General features: G+C 30.6%; 14 protein-coding genes. 11 read left to right on the top strand and 3 right to left on the bottom strand.

What is annotated here, in order from left to right; translation table 11 throughout:
- Positions 1-24 precede the first annotated feature (24 nt).
- Positions 25-546 (bottom strand): helix-turn-helix domain-containing protein, encoded by a 522-nt coding sequence (locus GGR97_RS04740; RefSeq protein ID WP_167897367.1) that lies wholly within the window; start codon positions 544-546, stop codon positions 25-27.
- Positions 547-734: 188 nt separating this feature from the next.
- Here GGR97_RS04740 and GGR97_RS04735 point away from each other — a divergent pair, with 188 nt between their 5' ends.
- From GGR97_RS04735 to GGR97_RS04710, 6 genes are all read left to right on the top strand, one after another.
- Complete coding sequence (locus GGR97_RS04735; RefSeq protein ID WP_167897366.1) at positions 735-2,609, top strand: T9SS type A sorting domain-containing protein; 1,875 nt, start codon at positions 735-737, stop codon at positions 2,607-2,609.
- 209 nt (positions 2,610-2,818) lie between these two features.
- Positions 2,819-2,989: a hypothetical protein gene (locus tag GGR97_RS04730; RefSeq protein WP_167897365.1), complete on the top strand. Its 171-nt coding sequence runs from the start codon at positions 2,819-2,821 to the stop codon at positions 2,987-2,989.
- 194 nt (positions 2,990-3,183) lie between these two features.
- Complete coding sequence (locus GGR97_RS04725) at positions 3,184-4,311, top strand: hypothetical protein (RefSeq protein WP_167897364.1); 1,128 nt, start codon at positions 3,184-3,186, stop codon at positions 4,309-4,311.
- 78 nt (positions 4,312-4,389) lie between these two features.
- Complete coding sequence (locus GGR97_RS04720; RefSeq protein WP_167897363.1) at positions 4,390-5,427, top strand: aldo/keto reductase; 1,038 nt, start codon at positions 4,390-4,392, stop codon at positions 5,425-5,427.
- Between the two features lie 146 nt (positions 5,428-5,573).
- Positions 5,574-6,443 carry a LamG domain-containing protein gene (locus GGR97_RS04715; protein WP_167897362.1) on the top strand — a complete coding sequence of 290 codons (870 nt, stop codon included), beginning with the start codon at positions 5,574-5,576 and terminating at the stop codon, positions 6,441-6,443.
- A gap of 48 nt (positions 6,444-6,491) precedes the next feature.
- Positions 6,492-8,990: a glycoside hydrolase family 2 TIM barrel-domain containing protein gene (locus GGR97_RS04710; RefSeq protein ID WP_167897361.1), complete on the top strand. Its 2,499-nt coding sequence runs from the start codon at positions 6,492-6,494 to the stop codon at positions 8,988-8,990.
- Positions 8,991-9,059: 69 nt separating this feature from the next.
- Here GGR97_RS04710 and trpS read toward each other — a convergent pair whose 3' ends face one another.
- Complete coding sequence (gene trpS, locus GGR97_RS04705; protein ID WP_167897360.1) at positions 9,060-10,028, bottom strand: tryptophan--tRNA ligase; 969 nt, start codon at positions 10,026-10,028, stop codon at positions 9,060-9,062.
- A gap of 144 nt (positions 10,029-10,172) precedes the next feature.
- Between trpS and trhA the strand changes: the two genes are divergently transcribed.
- Positions 10,173-10,817, top strand: a complete 645-nt coding sequence (trhA, locus tag GGR97_RS04700) for a PAQR family membrane homeostasis protein TrhA (protein ID WP_167897359.1) — start codon at positions 10,173-10,175, stop codon at positions 10,815-10,817.
- On the opposite strand, the gene GGR97_RS04695 is transcribed toward trhA, so the two are convergent.
- Positions 10,818-11,291, bottom strand: coding sequence for a CYTH domain-containing protein (locus GGR97_RS04695; protein WP_167897358.1), 474 nt, complete (start codon positions 11,289-11,291; stop codon positions 10,818-10,820).
- Positions 11,292-11,360: 69 nt separating this feature from the next.
- Here GGR97_RS04695 and porZ point away from each other — a divergent pair, with 69 nt between their 5' ends.
- The 4 genes from porZ to rnpA all read left to right on the top strand — a co-directional run bounded on the left by porZ (position 11,361) and on the right by rnpA (position 17,303).
- Complete coding sequence (gene porZ / locus GGR97_RS04690; RefSeq protein WP_167897357.1) at positions 11,361-13,727, top strand: type IX secretion system anionic LPS delivery protein PorZ; 2,367 nt, start codon at positions 11,361-11,363, stop codon at positions 13,725-13,727.
- The gene (gene recO, locus GGR97_RS04685; protein ID WP_167897356.1) at positions 13,727-14,449 is read left to right on the top strand and encodes a DNA repair protein RecO; all 723 of its coding nucleotides are present in this window, start codon (positions 13,727-13,729) and stop codon (positions 14,447-14,449) included. Before porZ ends, recO begins: the two co-directional genes overlap by 1 nt.
- Positions 14,450-14,511: 62 nt before the next feature.
- Complete coding sequence (locus GGR97_RS04680; protein ID WP_317165739.1) at positions 14,512-16,878, top strand: TonB-dependent receptor plug domain-containing protein; 2,367 nt, start codon at positions 14,512-14,514, stop codon at positions 16,876-16,878.
- Between the two features lie 41 nt (positions 16,879-16,919).
- Positions 16,920-17,303 (top strand): ribonuclease P protein component, encoded by a 384-nt coding sequence (gene rnpA, locus GGR97_RS04675; protein ID WP_167897354.1) that lies wholly within the window; start codon positions 16,920-16,922, stop codon positions 17,301-17,303.
- Position 17,304: the final 1 nt, after the last annotated feature.

Genomic DNA, 17,304 nt, shown 5'->3' with positions numbered 1-17,304 from the left:
GTTTAGGCCTTAATTCATCAATAGCTAAGGCCTTTTCTCTTTGGACACTCTGGCTTGAACTAAAGCTTGCAACTTTTTTAAGTAATCAAGTTCTGCTTTTAATGATTTGTTCGCCTGTACTAATTCCTCTTCTCTTGTCAGAGAAGGGTTAAGTTTCTTTTTTAATGACTTATTCTTCATAACACGTGCTTTTCCTTTGGGTTTGTTTTGCAAACCTACAAAACCATTAGACTTATAACACCTTTGCCAATTAACAATAGAAGCACTACTTCCTATATCAAAATCTATACAAGCTTGTTCTAGTGATATAGAATATTTAGTGATAACATTCAGAACTTTTAACTTAAACAAGGAGGAATATATTTTGGTCTTTTTAGGAATCAATCCCTTAATACCTTTCTGCTCATAAAGATTTTTCCAACGACCTAATAAACGTATTGAAACTCCTTTCTCTTTTGAAACACGACTAACTGAACGATGCTTTAAAAATATTAAAGTCATACATTCTTTTTTAAACTCAATACTAAACTTTACCTTTCTATACATAAAATGCCCCCAAATTGTGTCTAACTTTTTGGGGGCACTGTATTCAGTAAGGCTTTTTTTGATGTACTTATGAGTTTTACAATAGGCTAGTATTTACAAACTTATACTAACAATTTAAGAACTCACTAGTACGTTTTTTTTAGTATTCTCCTTTAAGTTTAGAAAACTAAAAATCAAATTATATAATCATGAAAAAACTACTATTACTATTATTTGTATCAGTAACATGCTTTAGTCAAAATCAAAAAGCAGATTCTTTTTATTTTGATCCTACTGTAGGACCAGGATTTGCAAAAATTAAAGCTAATAATGTAAACTATTCCACAGGAGAAGTAATCAATTCTAAAATCCAAGAAAAAATAGATGCATTTACCACTAATGGAGGAGTTATAAAGATTAAATCGGGGACTTATAAAATTGCCAGTGGTATTGTTTTAAAAAGTAATGTACATATTAAAGTAGAAGCGGGAGTTATTTTTGAATTAGATGGTGATGGTACTATCTTTTCTGCACAAAGCGGTTCAGAAACTCCTTTAACTAATTTTAGCTTGGTAGGTTTAGGAACAGACAATACAGCTACAGGAGGAACAGATGATAGATTTGTTATAAAATTTAAATATGAAAATGTAAGTTCAGATACTAAAAAAAGTGCCGTAATTAGAATAGGAAATGCTGCTAATTTTAAACTGTCAAATTTTAAAATTATAGACCAATATACACAACCGTCATCAATTGCTTTGTCGGCAGAATTTAGTACAAAAACAATGTATCCTAATGCTAAAGATCCTAATGATCCTACCAAAAGCATAGCAGGAAAATCTAAATTAATCAATAAGGTTTACGGAGTGCCTAACAAAGGAATTATAGAAAACATTACTAATGAGAATGGAGCCTATGGTTATGGTTTGGTACAAATGCAAGCAGGAGAAAATATAGTGTATAGAAATTTAAGCGGTTCTGGTGGGGTTATTTTAAGATTAGAATCAGGATTAAATTTAACTCAGTTATTTAGACCTTTAAATAGTCTACCAACTTATATAAAAGATAATAGCAGTGCATCGGGATATAAAGTTAGACCCTCTTCTGGATCAGGTTCAAATATTACAGAAGGATTGCCTTTAACAATAGACAATCAACCAAAAATTAATAAGGTATTTGCTACAAATATTAGTTGTAAAAATGGTCATGCTGCTTTTACAATGTCTCCGCATACCATTAATCAAGGGTTTGTAAGCCTTATTAATATCACTTCTAAAAGTTGTGAGTTTACAGGAGAAATAAGCGATGGTTTTATAAATAATTTTTCTAGAGAAGTTTCTGCCGGATTAGATATAGATTCTTTTCAAATTTTACCAGGTTCTTATGCATCAAATTCTGTAGTAAGAAATGTAAAAGGAACATTTGGACAAAATGCTCAATTAAAATCTAAAAACTTTGATTTAATTCCTTGTTCTTTAAGAATAGATAAAGGAGAAATTGCAGGAGATCCTAATTTTGGAGTAGCTGTTAATAAAGGTTTAGATTTTGAAAGTTATAGAGGTCCTTCTTTAGCAACTATAGATTATGGATCTGTACACGGAAATGTTATTAATGGAGTAGATTATTCTTACAGTATTAATTTTGATGAATCTACTGTAACAGCTAATGGATTTGGAGGAACAGTTCCTGCAAATGGAGTTATTAGTGGTCCGGAAAACGATTTTGAAACTTGTAATAGTATTGGGAAATTTTCTCAAACCCCATTTATTCCTAATAAAGATAAAAACACGCCAAACCCATTAAATCCAGATGAAGGAGGAACACCACTTACTCTTTCTAAAATAACTTCTGATGATTATATAATTTCTCCAAATCCAACCAACTCTTTTGTACAGATTGATTTAAAAAACGAGGATTTAAAAATAGTTAACATCAATATTTATAATAATCTAGGAAGCTTAGTTAAGAACATAAAAGTAGATAAAACGCTAAAATTAGATTTATCCGGTTTGTTACCAGGTGTTTATTATTTAAATATAAATGATGGAGAAAGCACTACTCATAAAAAATTAATTAAGATATAAAAAACATCTATTTTGTACTTGCTAAAGCAAGTCATTTGAACTTTTAAATGGCTTGCTTTTTTATAAAACAGGACTCATAGAAATATGTAAAACCCTAAAGAACATCATTTTTTTTTTAAAAATTTAAATGCACATCTAATTGATGACGAAATACATAGAGCATAGTTGGTTTAATTATTTTTATCATCAAATTAAAGAAGTAGAACATTATGAAGAAACTAATTATATTATTAATATCTATAAGTTGTTTTAGTCAAACACAACAAAAGGATTCCTTTTATTTTAATCCTAGTGAGGGGGCAAATTTTATTGAGATACTTGAGAGTGAAGTAAATTACTCTAAAGGAGAAGCTATTAATAAGGTTATCCAAAAAAAATAAATGAATTTACCAAAAAAGGAGGAGTCATAAAAATTAAATCGGGGACTTATAAAGTAACTGGCGGACTTGTTTTTAAAAGTAATATTCATATTAAAGTAGAGCCTAGAGTTGTTTTTGAGTTAGATGGAACCGGAACTATATTTTCTGCTCAAAGTGGCTCAGAACAACCGTTAACTAATTTTAGTTTTCAAGGTTTGGGAACAGATAATAGAAAAACAGGAGGAAAAGATGATAGATTCATCATTAAATTTAAGTACGGAAATAAAAGCCCTAAAACCAAGAAAAGTGCAGTTATTAGAATTGGGAATGCTACCAATTTTAAACTGTCAAACTTTATCATTATAGATCAATATACACAACCATCCTCTATTGCTTTATCTCCAGAGTTTAGTACAATAACTGTATTTCCTGTAGAAAAAGGAGCTGGAAAATCTGCCAATAAAAATGCTGCAAGATCAAAATTAATAAGCAAGGTATATGGAGCTCCTAATAAAGGAATTATAGAAAATATAGAGAATTTAAATGGAGCTTTTGGTTATGGTTTGGTACAAATGCAGGCAGGAAAAAATATTGTTTACAGAAATTTAAGTGGAACAGGAGGTATTATTGTAAGACTAGAATCAGGATTAAATATTAATCAATTGTTTAGACCTGTGGGTTCTGCCCCTGTATATACAAGAGATGGTATAGGTTTACCTTTAACGATTGATAAACAACCAAAAATTGATTTAGTTTATTTGGATCACATTTCTTGTAAAGATGGACATTCTGCTTTTTCTATGTCTCCTCACACTATACATCAAGGAAGAGTTTTTATTAAAAATATTCATGTAGAAAGTTGTCAAGATGCAGGTTATGGGTTTATAAACAATTTTAGTAGAGAAGAAGCTGCTGGTTTAGATATTGCTGCTTTTGGAATTACACCAGGTTCTTTTTCAGGTGTATCTACAGTAGAAAATGTAACTGCAATTTTTGGACAAAATGCACAAATTAAATCAAAAAACTTTCGTTATTTACCCTGTGAATTAAGAATTGATAAAGGAGCAGATCCTACAAATCCAGAAAAAGGTTTGGCTGTAGAAATAGGATTAGATTTTGAAAGTTATAGAGGTCCTTCATTACACTCAATAAAAAATGGGAGTACTACAGGTATTGCTATTAGTAATGTAAAAGCTTTTGGTTTTCCTAGTTCAATTCCATCAGATGGTGTAGTAAAAGTAAATGGTAAAAACAATTTTGATAATTGTAAAAGTATTGGAATATTTTCAAAAAAGATCAAATCAAGCGGAGGTCGTAAAAAAAAAGTAAAGCCAAATACATAAGCAAGTCATATTAAAAAAGCATTTGAAATTTTTCAAATGCTTTTTTTGTACTTTTATTTTCCCAAAAAAGTAAATAAAATGAAATACACAAAAATCCCAAATACAGACATAAAAGTTTCTAAAATTTGTTTAGGAAGTATGACTTGGGGAGAACAAAATACCGAAGCCGAAGGTCACGAGCAATTAGAATATGCTTTTGAACAAGGAGTTAATTTTATTGATACTGCCGAATTATATTCTATTCCTGGTAGAAAAGAAACACAAGGAAGTTCAGAAAGAATTATAGGAACTTGGTTAAAAAACAAAAAAAGAGAAGATTTAGTTATTGCAAGTAAAATAGCAGGACCTAACCCAGGTCTTTCTTACATAAGAGAGCCACAGCAATACACAAAAGAATTGGTGTTAGAAACGGTTGAAAAAAACTTAAAACGCTTGCAAACGGATTATATAGACGTGTATCAATTACACTGGCCAGATAGAAATGTAAATTTTTTCGGAAAACTAAATTACAAGCATAATCCAACAGAACAATGGGATGATAAAATAGCAGAATTAGTAGAAACAATGGATTCTTTGGTAAAACAAGGAAAAATTCGTCACTACGGATTGTCTAACGAAACTCCTTGGGGAACCATAAGGCATTTAAATGAGTCGGATAAAAACAATTTAACGCGTTGTAAAACCATACAAAATCCATATTCTTTGCTAAACAGAAGTTACGAAGTGGGAATGGCTGAGGTAAGTATGAGAGAAAATGTTGGGTTATTGGCCTATTCTCCATTAGGATTTGGAGTTTTATCTGGTAAATATTTTAACAATCAAATTCCAAAAAAATCTAGAATAGATTTGTTTCCAAATTACAATAGATATAGCAATAAAGAAGCTATGTTTTTAGCCGAAAAATATAATGAGTTAGCTCAAAAACACAATTTAAGCTTGGTAGAACTTTCTTTAGCTTTTATAGCACAGCAACCTTTTATAACATCTACAATTATTGGAGCCACCAAAATGGAGCAATTAAAACAAAACATTGCAACCATCAACGTAGAGTTGTCAGAAGAGTTGTTAACAGAAATTGATGAAATCCATAAGTTACAGCCCAATCCGGCACCTTAAAAAAAACAACTAAAAGCATCTCGTTAGAGATGCTTTTAGTTGTTTAAAGGGAATAAAGTTTAATTATTGGTTAATAAAAAACAAGATAATACATTGTTAATAGTAGATTTTTGATGTTCTGGTGTTTAATTAAAATACTAATTGCAATGAACAAAAACAGGCTACTATTTATTTTATGCTTACTTACCAATCTTTCAATCTTATTTGCCCAAATTAAAGCTCCGGAAGGAAAATCTTGGGAATTGATAGATGGATTATCTGATGAGTTTGATGGAAAATCTTTAAATAAGAAAAAATGGATTGCAGATCCTGAAGGGCATCCAGATTTTGGTTGGATAGGTAGACCTCCAGCGCTTTTTAAAGAAAGTTCTATCAATGTTAAAAATGGTCAAATGACTATTGAGGTAGGAGCGTTAAAAAAAACGTATGTAAGTCATAAATATAAAAAACCATCTACTTACAATTATTACGGTGGTATTATTAGAGCCTCTAAAGCGATAAGCTACGGTCATTATTTTGAAAGTAAATTTAAAATGAGTAAAACCGAAATGGGAGGTGGTTTTTGGTTAATGTCTAGAGGTATTTGTGGAAAAAAACACGAAATAGATATTACAGAATCTATAGGTTCTGTTTCTCCATTGGCTCAAGAATGGGGTAAAAAGTGGGATAAAATTATGCACTCTAATACCATTTTTAGAGAAACAAAATGTAACAAAGCAGAAAGAGATCAAGGAATGATTTTGCCAGAGGTAAAAAACTCTGAGAAATTTTATACTTACGGATGTTGGTGGAAAAGTCCAACAGAATTACTTTTCTATTTAGACGGTAAGCATGTATATACCTTAAATCCTCCTGCAGAATTTGACCAACAGATGTTTATTCATTTTTCTATTGAAGCTTACGACTGGAATCCAATTCCTAAAGATGGAGGTAAGGTTGCTAGCGCTAATAAAAAAGATAGAACAGCCTACATAGACTATATACGTACCTATAAATTAGTAGATGTAAAAAAATAATAACTGTTAAGCTTTTAACAAGAGAAAACTATTTAATTCCCTTTACTTATGAAAAAACACATAGCATTCTTAATTCTAATTTGTTCATTTAGTGTAACTATTGCTCAAGGACGAAAAGTGAATTTATTAGAACACTGGAAATTCTCTCAATATGATGATGGAGCTTCTTTTCAAGAAGAGTTTGATACTACAGACTGGAGAGATGTAACCGTACCTCATGATTGGGCTGCAGAAGGAGATTTTGATTTTTCTAATGATGTACAATTAACAATGGTGGTACAAGATGGAGAAAGAAAACCAAGACTTCGTATGGGTAGATCTGGGGCACTTCCTTATACAGGGGTAGGTTGGTATAGAACACATTTTACAATTAATGATACATCTAAAGTTTACGAATTGTTATTTGATGGGGCAATGAGCCACGCAAAAGTATATGTAAACGGAAACTACGTTGGGCAAAGACCTAACGGATACATTTCTTTTCATTTTAATATTAGTAAGCACTTAAAAAAAGGAACCAATGTAATTGCTGTTCGTTTAGAAAACTTTAACAGTCAGTCTCGTTGGTATCCTGGAGCAGGATTGTATAGAAAAGTATCTTTAATTCAAAAAGAACAAAATCATATTCCTGTTTGGGGAACCTTTGTAACTACTCCAGTAGTAACAAAAAAATCAGCAAAAATAAATGCCGAAATTCAAATTGTAGGAAAAGGAGTTGTAACGGTAAAAAATGAAATTATCAATGCTAAAGGAGTTTCTATTTTATCTTCAGATAAAGAAGTTAATGCTTCTAAAACTAAAGTAGCAACCGTCTCATTTCAGGTAAAAAGACCAAAACTTTGGAGTGTTGAAAATCCAAATATGTATCAATTAAAAACTACATTGCTTTCTAATGGACAAGTGGTAGATGAAACCATAACACCTTTTGGAATTAGAAAACTAGAATTTGCAGTAGATGGATTTTATTTAAACGATAAAAAAGTTCGTTTTAATGGAGTAAATATGCATCATGATTTAGGGCCTACAGGGGGAGCTTTTTATCCAAACTTATTCGAAAGACAGTTGCTAAAATTAAAAGAAATGGGAGTAAACGCAATTCGTTTTTCTCATAACCCACCTGCTCCAGAAGCGTTAGATTTATGTGATAAACATGGTTTTTTAGCTATTGATGAAGCTTTTGATGAGTGGCAAATAGGAAAAGTAAAAAATGGATATTCAAAGCATTTTGACAAGTGGGCTAAAATAGATTTAGAAGAAATGATTTACCGTGATCGCAATCACCCTAGTGTAATTATGTGGAGTATTGGTAATGAAATTATGGAACAATATAAACACGATCCAAATAATATTACAGACTATTTAAACAACATTGTAAAAGCTATAGATACTACACGTGCTACTACTTGTGGATTTAACAATTCTATTGCTGCTTTAGAAAGCGGTATGGCTTTAAAAGTAGATGTTGCAGGTTTTAATTACAAGCCAGGATCTTATCATTTATTTCGTGAAAAATATCTTAATTTAAAGTTCTTTGCAAGCGAAACAGGAGGGGCTGTAAGTTTAAGAAATACCTATAAATTTCCTGTAGTTTTTGATACTTTAAGAAGAGCTAATGGGGTGTCTGCAAATACAAAAGTATATAAAGATGGATATCCAGGAAATTACGAAACAACAAATGTTCCATGGGGATATCCTGCGTATAAAGAGTTTGCTTCTCAAGATTACAACCCAACGGTTTATGGAGAATTTGTTTGGACCGGATATGATTATTTAGGAGAACCATCACCATATCACGATGCCAAATCTCGTAGTTCTTATTTTGCTCCTATAGATTTTGTAGGTTTAGAAAAAGATAAGTTTTACATGTATAAAGAACGTTGGAATGCAAAAGAAAAAGTTTTACATGCTTTTCCACATTGGTCAGATCCGGCAAAAGAAGGAACTCAGTTTCCGGTAGTTTGTTATACCAACTATGCCAAAGCAGAACTATTTGTAAACGGTGTGAGTAAAGGTGTTAAAACAAAAGAAAAATTAGATGCTTCTAAGTTTTTAAATAAAGATTTTAAAATTCACGGATCTGGAGGGGCTTCTTTTGACTTAATGAAAGCTTACGCTATTATATGGGAAGATATTACTTATGTTCCTGGAGAAATAAAAATAGTTGCTTATAATAAAAGAGGTAAAAAACAAGAAGAACTTATTTATAAAACGGCAAAAAAAGCTACAAAAATTAAAATTGAACCTGAAGTTATCAACATCAAAAAAGGAGAAGTAGCAGTATATGTAATTTCTGTGGTTGATAGTGATGGAAATTGGCAACCAAATTATGATAAGTTATTAAATATTGAGGTTTCTGGAGCAGGTAAATTCTTAGCTTCTGGGAACGGAGATCCAACAAATTTACAGAAGTTAACAACTCCTAAAAGAGATTTTTATAAAGGAAAAGCAGTTGTTTTTGTAAAGGCTATAAAGGATGGAGTTATTAATATAAAAGTAAATACAAAAGACTTTACTGCAGAGGATAAAACAATTGTTATAAAAGAATAAAAAAGTTCTTTAAATAATTCTAATCATAAAAAAAGGAGCTGATTTTAAATCAGCTCCTTTTTTAGTTTATTAATAACCAAGTTTTAATCGTACTCTTTGTAGCGTTTCGTTGGCTATTTTGGTAGCTTTTTCTGCTCCAATAGCTAAAGCTTTGTCAATTTCTTGTGTGTTTTCTATGTAGTAGTTATACTTTGCTCTTTGCTCTTTAAACTGTTCTATTAACAATTCGTAAAAAGCTTGTTTGGCATGTCCGTAACCATAATTACCTCCTTCGTAATTTGCTCTCATTTCTGCAATTTGTTCCTTAGAAGCTAGTATTTTATACAAAGCAAATAAGTTACAGGTATCTGGGTTTTTAGGCTCTTCTAAAGGAGTACTGTCAGTTTCAATTTTCATGACTTGCTTGCGCAATTTTTTGTCATCTTGAAAAATATCAATAATGTTTCCTTGAGATTTACTCATTTTTCCACCGTTGGTACCAGGAATGTATTTGGTTCCTTCTTGAATTTTAGCATCAGGTAACACAAAAGTTTCTCCCATTTGATGGTTAAATCTACTAGCAACATCACGAGTAATTTCTAAATGTTGTAGTTGATCTTTTCCTACGGGTACTACTTCTGCATCATACAATAAAATATCAGCAGCCATTAGCATAGGATAATCAAACAAACCAGCGTTTACATCTTCTAGTCTATCAGCTTTATCTTTAAAAGAGTGTGCTAATGTTAATCTTTGATACGGAAAAAAACAGTTTAAATACCAAGTAAGTTCTGTAGTTTGTGGAATTGCACTTTGTCTGTAAAAAATAGTTTTATTAATGTCTAATCCAAAAGCCAACCAAGCAGCAGCAGTGCTATAGGTGTTTTGTTTTAAGGTGTTTCCGTCTTTTATTTGGGTTAATGAATGCAAATCTGCAATAAATAAAAAAGATTCATTTGCAGGGTTGTTTGCCATTTCAATAGCAGGGATAATTGCTCCTAATAAGTTTCCTAAATGTGGAGTTCCTGTGCTTTGTACACCCGTTAAAATTCTTGCCATATTCTCTAAAAAATAATGTTTGCTACAAAAGTACACTTTCATTAAAAATAAGCGAGGAAACCCTGTTATTTATTTAGTAAAAACACAATTTAACAATTGTTAATTAATGGCTTTTTTCGTAAATTAATAAGAAAAGAAACCCTTATGGACTTTAAAGTGAAATATTACGAAGCCGTTGAGGAAAAATGGAATGTGTGGTCTCACGCAATTGGTTTTTTCTTAAGTCTTTTTGTGTTTCCTTTTTTAATGTACAAGGCAGTTGTTTCTAGGGATACCAATACTATTATTAGTTATGCTATTTATGGAGTAAGTATGATATTATTATATGCAGCATCTACTTTATACCATAGTGCTATTAACAGAAAGGTAAGGTATTATTTAAATATTTTAGATCACTCTGCAATTTACGTGTTAATTGCAGGTTCTTATGCTCCTATTTCTTTGATAGTGTTAGATGGAAAATTAGGTTGGTTGGTGTTTGGAATTTCTTGGACAGTAGCAATTTTAGGTATTGTGTATAAAATATATTTTATAGGTAGATATAAAATAATATCTGTGTTTTCCTATTTAATTATGGGGTGGCTAATTATTTTTTTTCTAAAACCCTTAATGCAAAACTTACCACTTTGGGGACAACGTTGGTTGCTATTGGGTGGAATATTTTATTCTGTAGGAGCCTATTTTTTTGCTGCCAATAAAATAAAATACAACCACGCTATTTTCCATATTTTGGTGTTGTTAGGTAGTTTATGCCACTTTATTTCTATTTACTACCACACCATAAAATAATTACCAATTTGCAAAAGGTTTTTTACTTAGTTGAGAGTTGTAATATTTTACCTGCCCAGTAACTTCATCACCTAACCAATTTGGTTTGTTAAAAGCTTCTTGTTCATCACTCAGTTCAATTTCTGCAACAATTAAGCCTTTGTTGTCTCCATCAAAAACATCCACTTCGTAAGTGTGTTCATTGTTTTTTACTAAATATCTTGTTTTGCTAATAACTCCAGGTTCACAAATGGCTAACAATTGTGTGGCTTCTGAAACAGAAATTTCTTTTTCCCACTCAAATCTTGTAGTTCCTGCTTGGTTAGATTCTCCTTTAATGGTTAAATATCCTTGATTGTTTTTAATTCGTACTCTAACAGCTCTTTCTTTGTGAGAGTTTAGATAACCTTGTTCAATTCTATTGTTTTGGAAACTTTCTTTTATAAAATCAAGATTGTTTACTAAAAATTTACGTTCTATTTCTTTGTAATTCATAAGGTTTAATCAATATTAATTTGTTTATTATGTTTTACATTTGTTACAATTCAAATTATAAATAGTAATATGAAATATTTTTTAGGTTTCTTACTTATACTAAGTCATTCTTTGTTTGCTCAAAAGGACTTTTCCAATCAATGGCAAGATCTATATTCTTACAACGATGTAAAAGATTTTACAATAGTAGGAAATAAATTATATGCAATTTCTGAAAATGCCATGTTTATTTATGATTTAGATACGCAGGATATAAACAAGTTTTCATCTGTAAATGGATTGTCTGGAAATACAACAAGTAGTGTTTCTTATGATCATATTTCTGACAATGTTATTATTGGTTACGAAAACGGATTGGTAGAAATTATTTCTAATACTGATGATATAACACCACTAACAGGTGTTAAAGACAATTTAATATTGGTAGACAAAGAGGTTAAAGGTTTTTATAGAAATGGAAATTTTGCTTTTATATATGGAGATTTTGGAATTGTAGAAGTAAATATTGATGCTTTAGAATTTGGAGACTCTTACAGATTATCTAATGATGGAATTCCATCTAAGGTAAATAAAGTAATTGTAGATAATCAAATATTGTATGCAGCTACAGAAGGTGGATTATATTCTTTTGATCTTTCAGAAAACAATTCATCTAGTCCTATTAATTTTAATAATTGGAATCAGGTAATTAGTGGAAATGTTCAAGAGTTAATGATGGTGGCTAATGAGGTTGTATTTTCTTTAGGAAATAAAATTTATTCAACTAATAATACATCAACTGCTATTATTAGTGAGTCTAATAGTATTCAAAGTTTAAGTATTTATAATAATACTATAGTAGTTACTACAGCTAGTTTGGTAAACATATATGATAACATAAATTATCAAAAAATTGATGACGTAAATTTAAGTGCATCAACAAGTCACTCATTCACAACAGAAAAAGCAATTGTAAACAATAATTACATCTATTTTGAATCTAACGCTTATGGAGTTCTATTTACAGCTTTAACAGATAAAAACACGTATCAGGAAATACATCCAGAAGGTCCAACAAGAAATGATGCTTTTACTATTACAGTAAAAAACAATCAAAAATGGATCGTCTATGGTGGTTTTGCTACAGATGGTTACAATGGTTTAGGAAAAAGAATAGGTGTAGATTATTTTAAAGAATCTACATGGAATTCTTTAGCCTACAATCAGATAGGTTCTAGTCAAGATTGTACTAAAATAATTTTAGATCCTTTTGATGATTCTATAGCTTTAGGAGGTAGCTATTCTAAAGGGGTTTTAGAATTTAATAACTATGAGTATAAAACTAGATGGAATCAAGTAAATACCTCAGGATTGTTACCAGGACATAATGAAACTAATAATACAAGTGTAGATTGGGTTTCAGATTTAATTGTAGATAATAATAACATGGTTTGGGTGGGAAATTCAAGAGCCAAGAATAACAAAATATTTACAATGTATGATGGAACAAAGTCAGGAGTAGATAGATGGATTCAAAATGTACAATTTCCAGAACTAGCTTATAATGGAGGAGTAATAAAAGGTCTTAATAAAATGTTTGTAGATGCTAATAACAACATTTTTGCAGGAACTACTTTTAATGGAGTGTTAGTGTTTAATGCAGATCCTGTTGAGAAAGAAAAGGATAGAAAATTTGGAGTTATCAATGCTTTAAGGGGTAAAGGAGAGTTGCCTTCAGGTGAAGTTTTATCGGTAGTGTCTGATGAAAATAATAAAATTTGGATTGGAACAGATTTAGGTTTAGTTGTTTTTGATGATTATCAAAATTTATTTAATGAAACAAAGAGAGCTGCAAATAAAGTGATTATAGAAGAAAATGGAATTGCTAGAGAGTTTTTAGGTGAAACACAAGTAAACGAAATTTTAATTGATCAAGCAAATAACAAATGGTTTGCTACCAGTGGTGCAGGTGTTATCTATACTTCATCAGATGCACAAACTACGTTTAACATTTTTAACTCATCAAATTCTCCACTACCGTCGGATAATGTTATTGATTTAGAGTTAGATAAAGATACTGGCTTAATATATATGGTAACCGATAAAGGAGTTGTTGTATATGATAATAAATCAGAGCCTTTTGGAACTAGTATAACCTCTATAGTGGCTTACCCTAATCCAGCTATCAGAAATAGAATAGGACACGAAGAAATTACAATTGTTGCAAAAGATGGTAACGGAATACCTGATGGAACAAATGTGAAAATTTTAGATGTTTCAGGTAGATTGGTTTTTGAAACAAACGTGTCAGATAATGGGCAATCTCAAGGTGGTAAAGTAGTTTGGAATAAAAAGAATTTAAGAGGAACTTCGGTAGCTTCTGGAATTTATATTGTTTTACTTTCTAACTCCGATGGTACTGAAAATACAACTACTAAAATTGCCATTGTAAATTAATGCAAGTAGCTACAAAAGCCATTGTAATAAGTGCGGTAAAGTATGGTGATACAAGCTTAATTGTAAAGTGCTATACAAGTGAAGAAGGTGTAAAAAACTATTTATTACAAGGAATTTTAAATAAGAAAAAAGGAAAATTAAACAAATCTCAATTTTTCCCTTTATCCATATTACAGATTAATGCTTCTCATAATAATAAAGGAAGTTTAAATAGAATTACCGAAGCCAAAATTTCACACCCTTTTCAAACACTACATGTAGATATGTTAAAGCAATCTATTGTGTTTTTTTTGTCAGAATTTTTATCCTCTGTTTTAAAAGAAGAAGAAGGAGAGAATGATGTGTTATTTGATTTTTTAGAGAACGCAATTGTTTGGTTAGATTATCACGATCAAGTAGCTAATTTTCATCTTAAATTTTTAATAGAGTTAACCAAGTGTTTAGGTTTTTATCCTGATGAAACCAATAAAGAGAAAGGTTACTTTTTTGATTTGTTAGAAGGAAAATACATTACAAATCAGGGAATGAATGTAATTCAAGGAGAACAGCTTCATCTTTTTAATATGGCATTAGGCATAAAATTTGATGTATTAGACAAGACGTTGTTTAATAAAAATCAGAGAGCTATTGTTTTAGACCTTTTGTTAAAATATTATCAACTTCACATGGTTTCGTTTCGTAGACCAAAATCTTTAGATATTTTATCAAAAGTGTTGGAATAATGTTGAGAGTTTTATTTTTTATTTTTTTTATTTCCGTTAGCTCATTTTCACAAAAAATTAGAGTGATAGATGAATATACCCAAGAAAAATTAGAAGGAGTTAAGGTACTTAATACCGAGACTAATAAGCTATGGATTACAAATGCAAATGGAGAGGTTAAAATATCATTAAAAAACAAAAATGCTATTTTGGTTTTTATGCATAATGATTATTTCCCATCAAAAATAACGCTTGCTGATATTGATGAGGAAGTACTTTTAAAATCAAAACACGAAGGTTTACAAAGTGTTGTTCTATCTATTTCTAGAGTTGCCGAAAAAAAGCAACGAATTCCAGAAAAAATAGAAATCATTACTAAAAAAGATATAGAAAATTTATCGCCACAAACCTCTGCAGATATGTTGGCTAATACTCCTGGGGTAAGAGTTCAAAAATCTCAGTTTGGAGGAGGATCTCCTGTTATTAGAGGAATGGAATCTAACAGAATTCTTTTGGTAGTAGATGGTGTTAGAATGAATAATGCTATTTATAGAAACGGACATTTACAAAACTCTATTAGCGTAAGCCCTTTGGCTATAGAAAGAGCTGAGGTTGTTTTTGGACCTACTTCTGTAGCATACGGATCCGATGCTTTAGGAGGTGTTGTTCATTATTACACCAAAAAATTAAATTATAGTGGTGTGTTTTCTAATAAGAACGATGTTTTTTATAGACATAGCACTGTAAATAATGAGCAAACTGTTGCTTTTTCTTCTTATTCATCTCATAAAAAATGGGCTTCATTTTCTAATGTTTCTTATAGTAGTTTTGGAGATTTAAAAATGGGTAAAAACAGAACACATGGTTATGATAATTGGGGTAAAGTTTATAAATATTCTAGAAATACAGCAACTAAATATTATCCAACAAGCTCTCCAAATAGCAATCCAAATATTCAAAAAAATACGGGATACAATCAACTAGACGTCTTACAAAAATTTAAATTTCCAATATCTAGTGCTGTAGATGTTGTGTTAAATGGTCAGTTTAGTAAATCTAGCAATATTCCAAACTTTGGAAAATTAAATGATGAAAAAGGAGCCGATTTAAAGTTTGCAGAATGGTACTATGGCCCTCAACAACGTTTGTTGGTTTCTGCTCAAACTAAATTTAAAGATTACAAATCTTTGTTGCAAAACGGAACCATTACTTTGGCATATCAAAATGTTTTAGAGTCTAGGATTAACAGGCAAATGAATTCTTTGGACAGAACTTTAAGGTTTGAAGAAGTAGATGTATATTCTTTAAATAGCGACTTTTACAAACTATTAACCAAAGACGGAAACAGAAAGTTGTTTTATGGAATGGAACTGGTTCACAACAACGTAAATTCAACAGCCAAAGGAGAAACTATTGATGTAATAAATAACAACATTATTGGTGTAAGTTCAACTTTTAATGCCGATACTCGTTATCCAGATGGAGGAAGTACTTATAGTAGTGCTGCTATTTACACATCTTACAGACAATTGTTAGATAAAAAAAATACGTTAAATTTAGGAGTTAGATTAACTAGTACGTTGTTAAAAGCAAATTGGAATAATAACGTGGCTATTGCCATTCCAGACAATGCCATTCAGTTACATAACACAGCGTTAACAGGTTCCATAGGTTACATTCACAGACCTAGAACTAACGACAAAATAAGTATTGTAGTATCTAAAGGATTTAGAGCTCCTAATGTAGATGATGTAGGTAAAATTAGATCAAAATCCGGAAAGCTAACCGTACCTAACACACAATTAAAACCAGAACATCTATATAGTATAGAAGCAGGATATAACAAATGCTTTTTTCAAAAAAGATTAAAGTTTAACATCAATACATACTATACTTTGTTAGATGATTATATTTCTAGATCTCCTTCATCGGAATTTGGTACAAGTATTAATTATGATGGAGATACTTTTGAAAATGATGCCATTTTAGCCAATACAAATCAAGGACAGGCTTATATTTATGGAGGAACTTTTGGAACGTCTGCAGAAATCATCAATTGTTTAAAATCAAATATAAGTGTTACTTATACCAAAGGAAAGTCTTACGATACAGATCAACCTTTGTCTTCAATACCACCATTGTTTGCCAATGTGTCTTTAGGTTTGTACAAGTCTAAGTTTGATGTAATGATAGATTATAAAATGTCTTTGGCTAAAGAATTAGATGATTATAATTTAGTAGAGGGAATAGATAATTTAGACGAAACTCCAAACGAAGAAGGAACTCCTGCTTGGCAAGTTTTAAACATCAATTCTAATTATAGAGTTAGTAACGATTTAAAAATACAAGTTCAATTGCAAAATATATTCGACATTCATTACAAAGAATTTGGCTCTTCAATTAGTGCTCCAGGAAGAAATTTAGTGGCAGCCGTAGCTTATTCTTTCTAAAAGAGGTTTTGTAGCATAGGTTTTGCTTATTTTTGCAGCGTATGAAATTCACGTTAGGTAGAGATAAAAAATTAAAAAGTAGAAAAGCAATAGGTCAATTGTTTATAGAAGGACAATCTGTAAAAGAATTTCCTATAAAAATGATTTTTTTACCTGTTCCCAAAGAGCAAGAACAAATCACCAAAGTTGCTTTTTCTGTACCTAAAAGAAACTTTAAACACGCTGTTGATAGAAATAGAATCAAAAGATTGTTAAGAGAAGCTTATAGATTGCATCAACACGAATTTTTTGAAGACCATTCTCAAGTCTACAATATTATGTTTATTTACATGCAACCTAAAATGCCAGACTACAATAAAGTAGAGTCTAAGTTAAAAAAACTGTTCTTAAAGTTTAAATCTTTACATCCTGCTTCAGATTCTTAAA

It is taken from the genome of Wenyingzhuangia aestuarii, from assembly GCF_011927765.1.
GTDB lineage: Bacteria > Bacteroidota > Bacteroidia > Flavobacteriales > Flavobacteriaceae > Wenyingzhuangia > Wenyingzhuangia aestuarii.
The sequence above is the reverse complement of the archived record's forward strand: the minus strand, read 5'-3'. Positions and strand labels throughout refer to the sequence as shown.

Coding starts and splice junctions, on each gene's coding strand:
- GGR97_RS04740 (WP_167897367.1), bottom strand. CDS start 546: ATGTATAGAAAGGTAAAGTTTAGTATTGAGTTTAAAAAAGAATGTATG.
- GGR97_RS04735 (WP_167897366.1), top strand. CDS start 735: ATGAAAAAACTACTATTACTATTATTTGTATCAGTAACATGCTTTAGT.
- GGR97_RS04730 (WP_167897365.1), top strand. CDS start 2,819: ATGAAGAAACTAATTATATTATTAATATCTATAAGTTGTTTTAGTCAA.
- GGR97_RS04720 (WP_167897363.1), top strand. CDS start 4,390: ATGAAATACACAAAAATCCCAAATACAGACATAAAAGTTTCTAAAATT.
- GGR97_RS04715 (WP_167897362.1), top strand. CDS start 5,574: ATGAACAAAAACAGGCTACTATTTATTTTATGCTTACTTACCAATCTT.
- GGR97_RS04710 (WP_167897361.1), top strand. CDS start 6,492: ATGAAAAAACACATAGCATTCTTAATTCTAATTTGTTCATTTAGTGTA.
- trpS (WP_167897360.1), bottom strand. CDS start 10,028: ATGGCAAGAATTTTAACGGGTGTACAAAGCACAGGAACTCCACATTTA.
- trhA (WP_167897359.1), top strand. CDS start 10,173: ATGGACTTTAAAGTGAAATATTACGAAGCCGTTGAGGAAAAATGGAAT.
- GGR97_RS04695 (WP_167897358.1), bottom strand. CDS start 11,291: ATGAATTACAAAGAAATAGAACGTAAATTTTTAGTAAACAATCTTGAT.
- porZ (WP_167897357.1), top strand. CDS start 11,361: ATGAAATATTTTTTAGGTTTCTTACTTATACTAAGTCATTCTTTGTTT.
- recO (WP_167897356.1), top strand. CDS start 13,727: ATGCAAGTAGCTACAAAAGCCATTGTAATAAGTGCGGTAAAGTATGGT.
- rnpA (WP_167897354.1), top strand. CDS start 16,920: ATGAAATTCACGTTAGGTAGAGATAAAAAATTAAAAAGTAGAAAAGCA.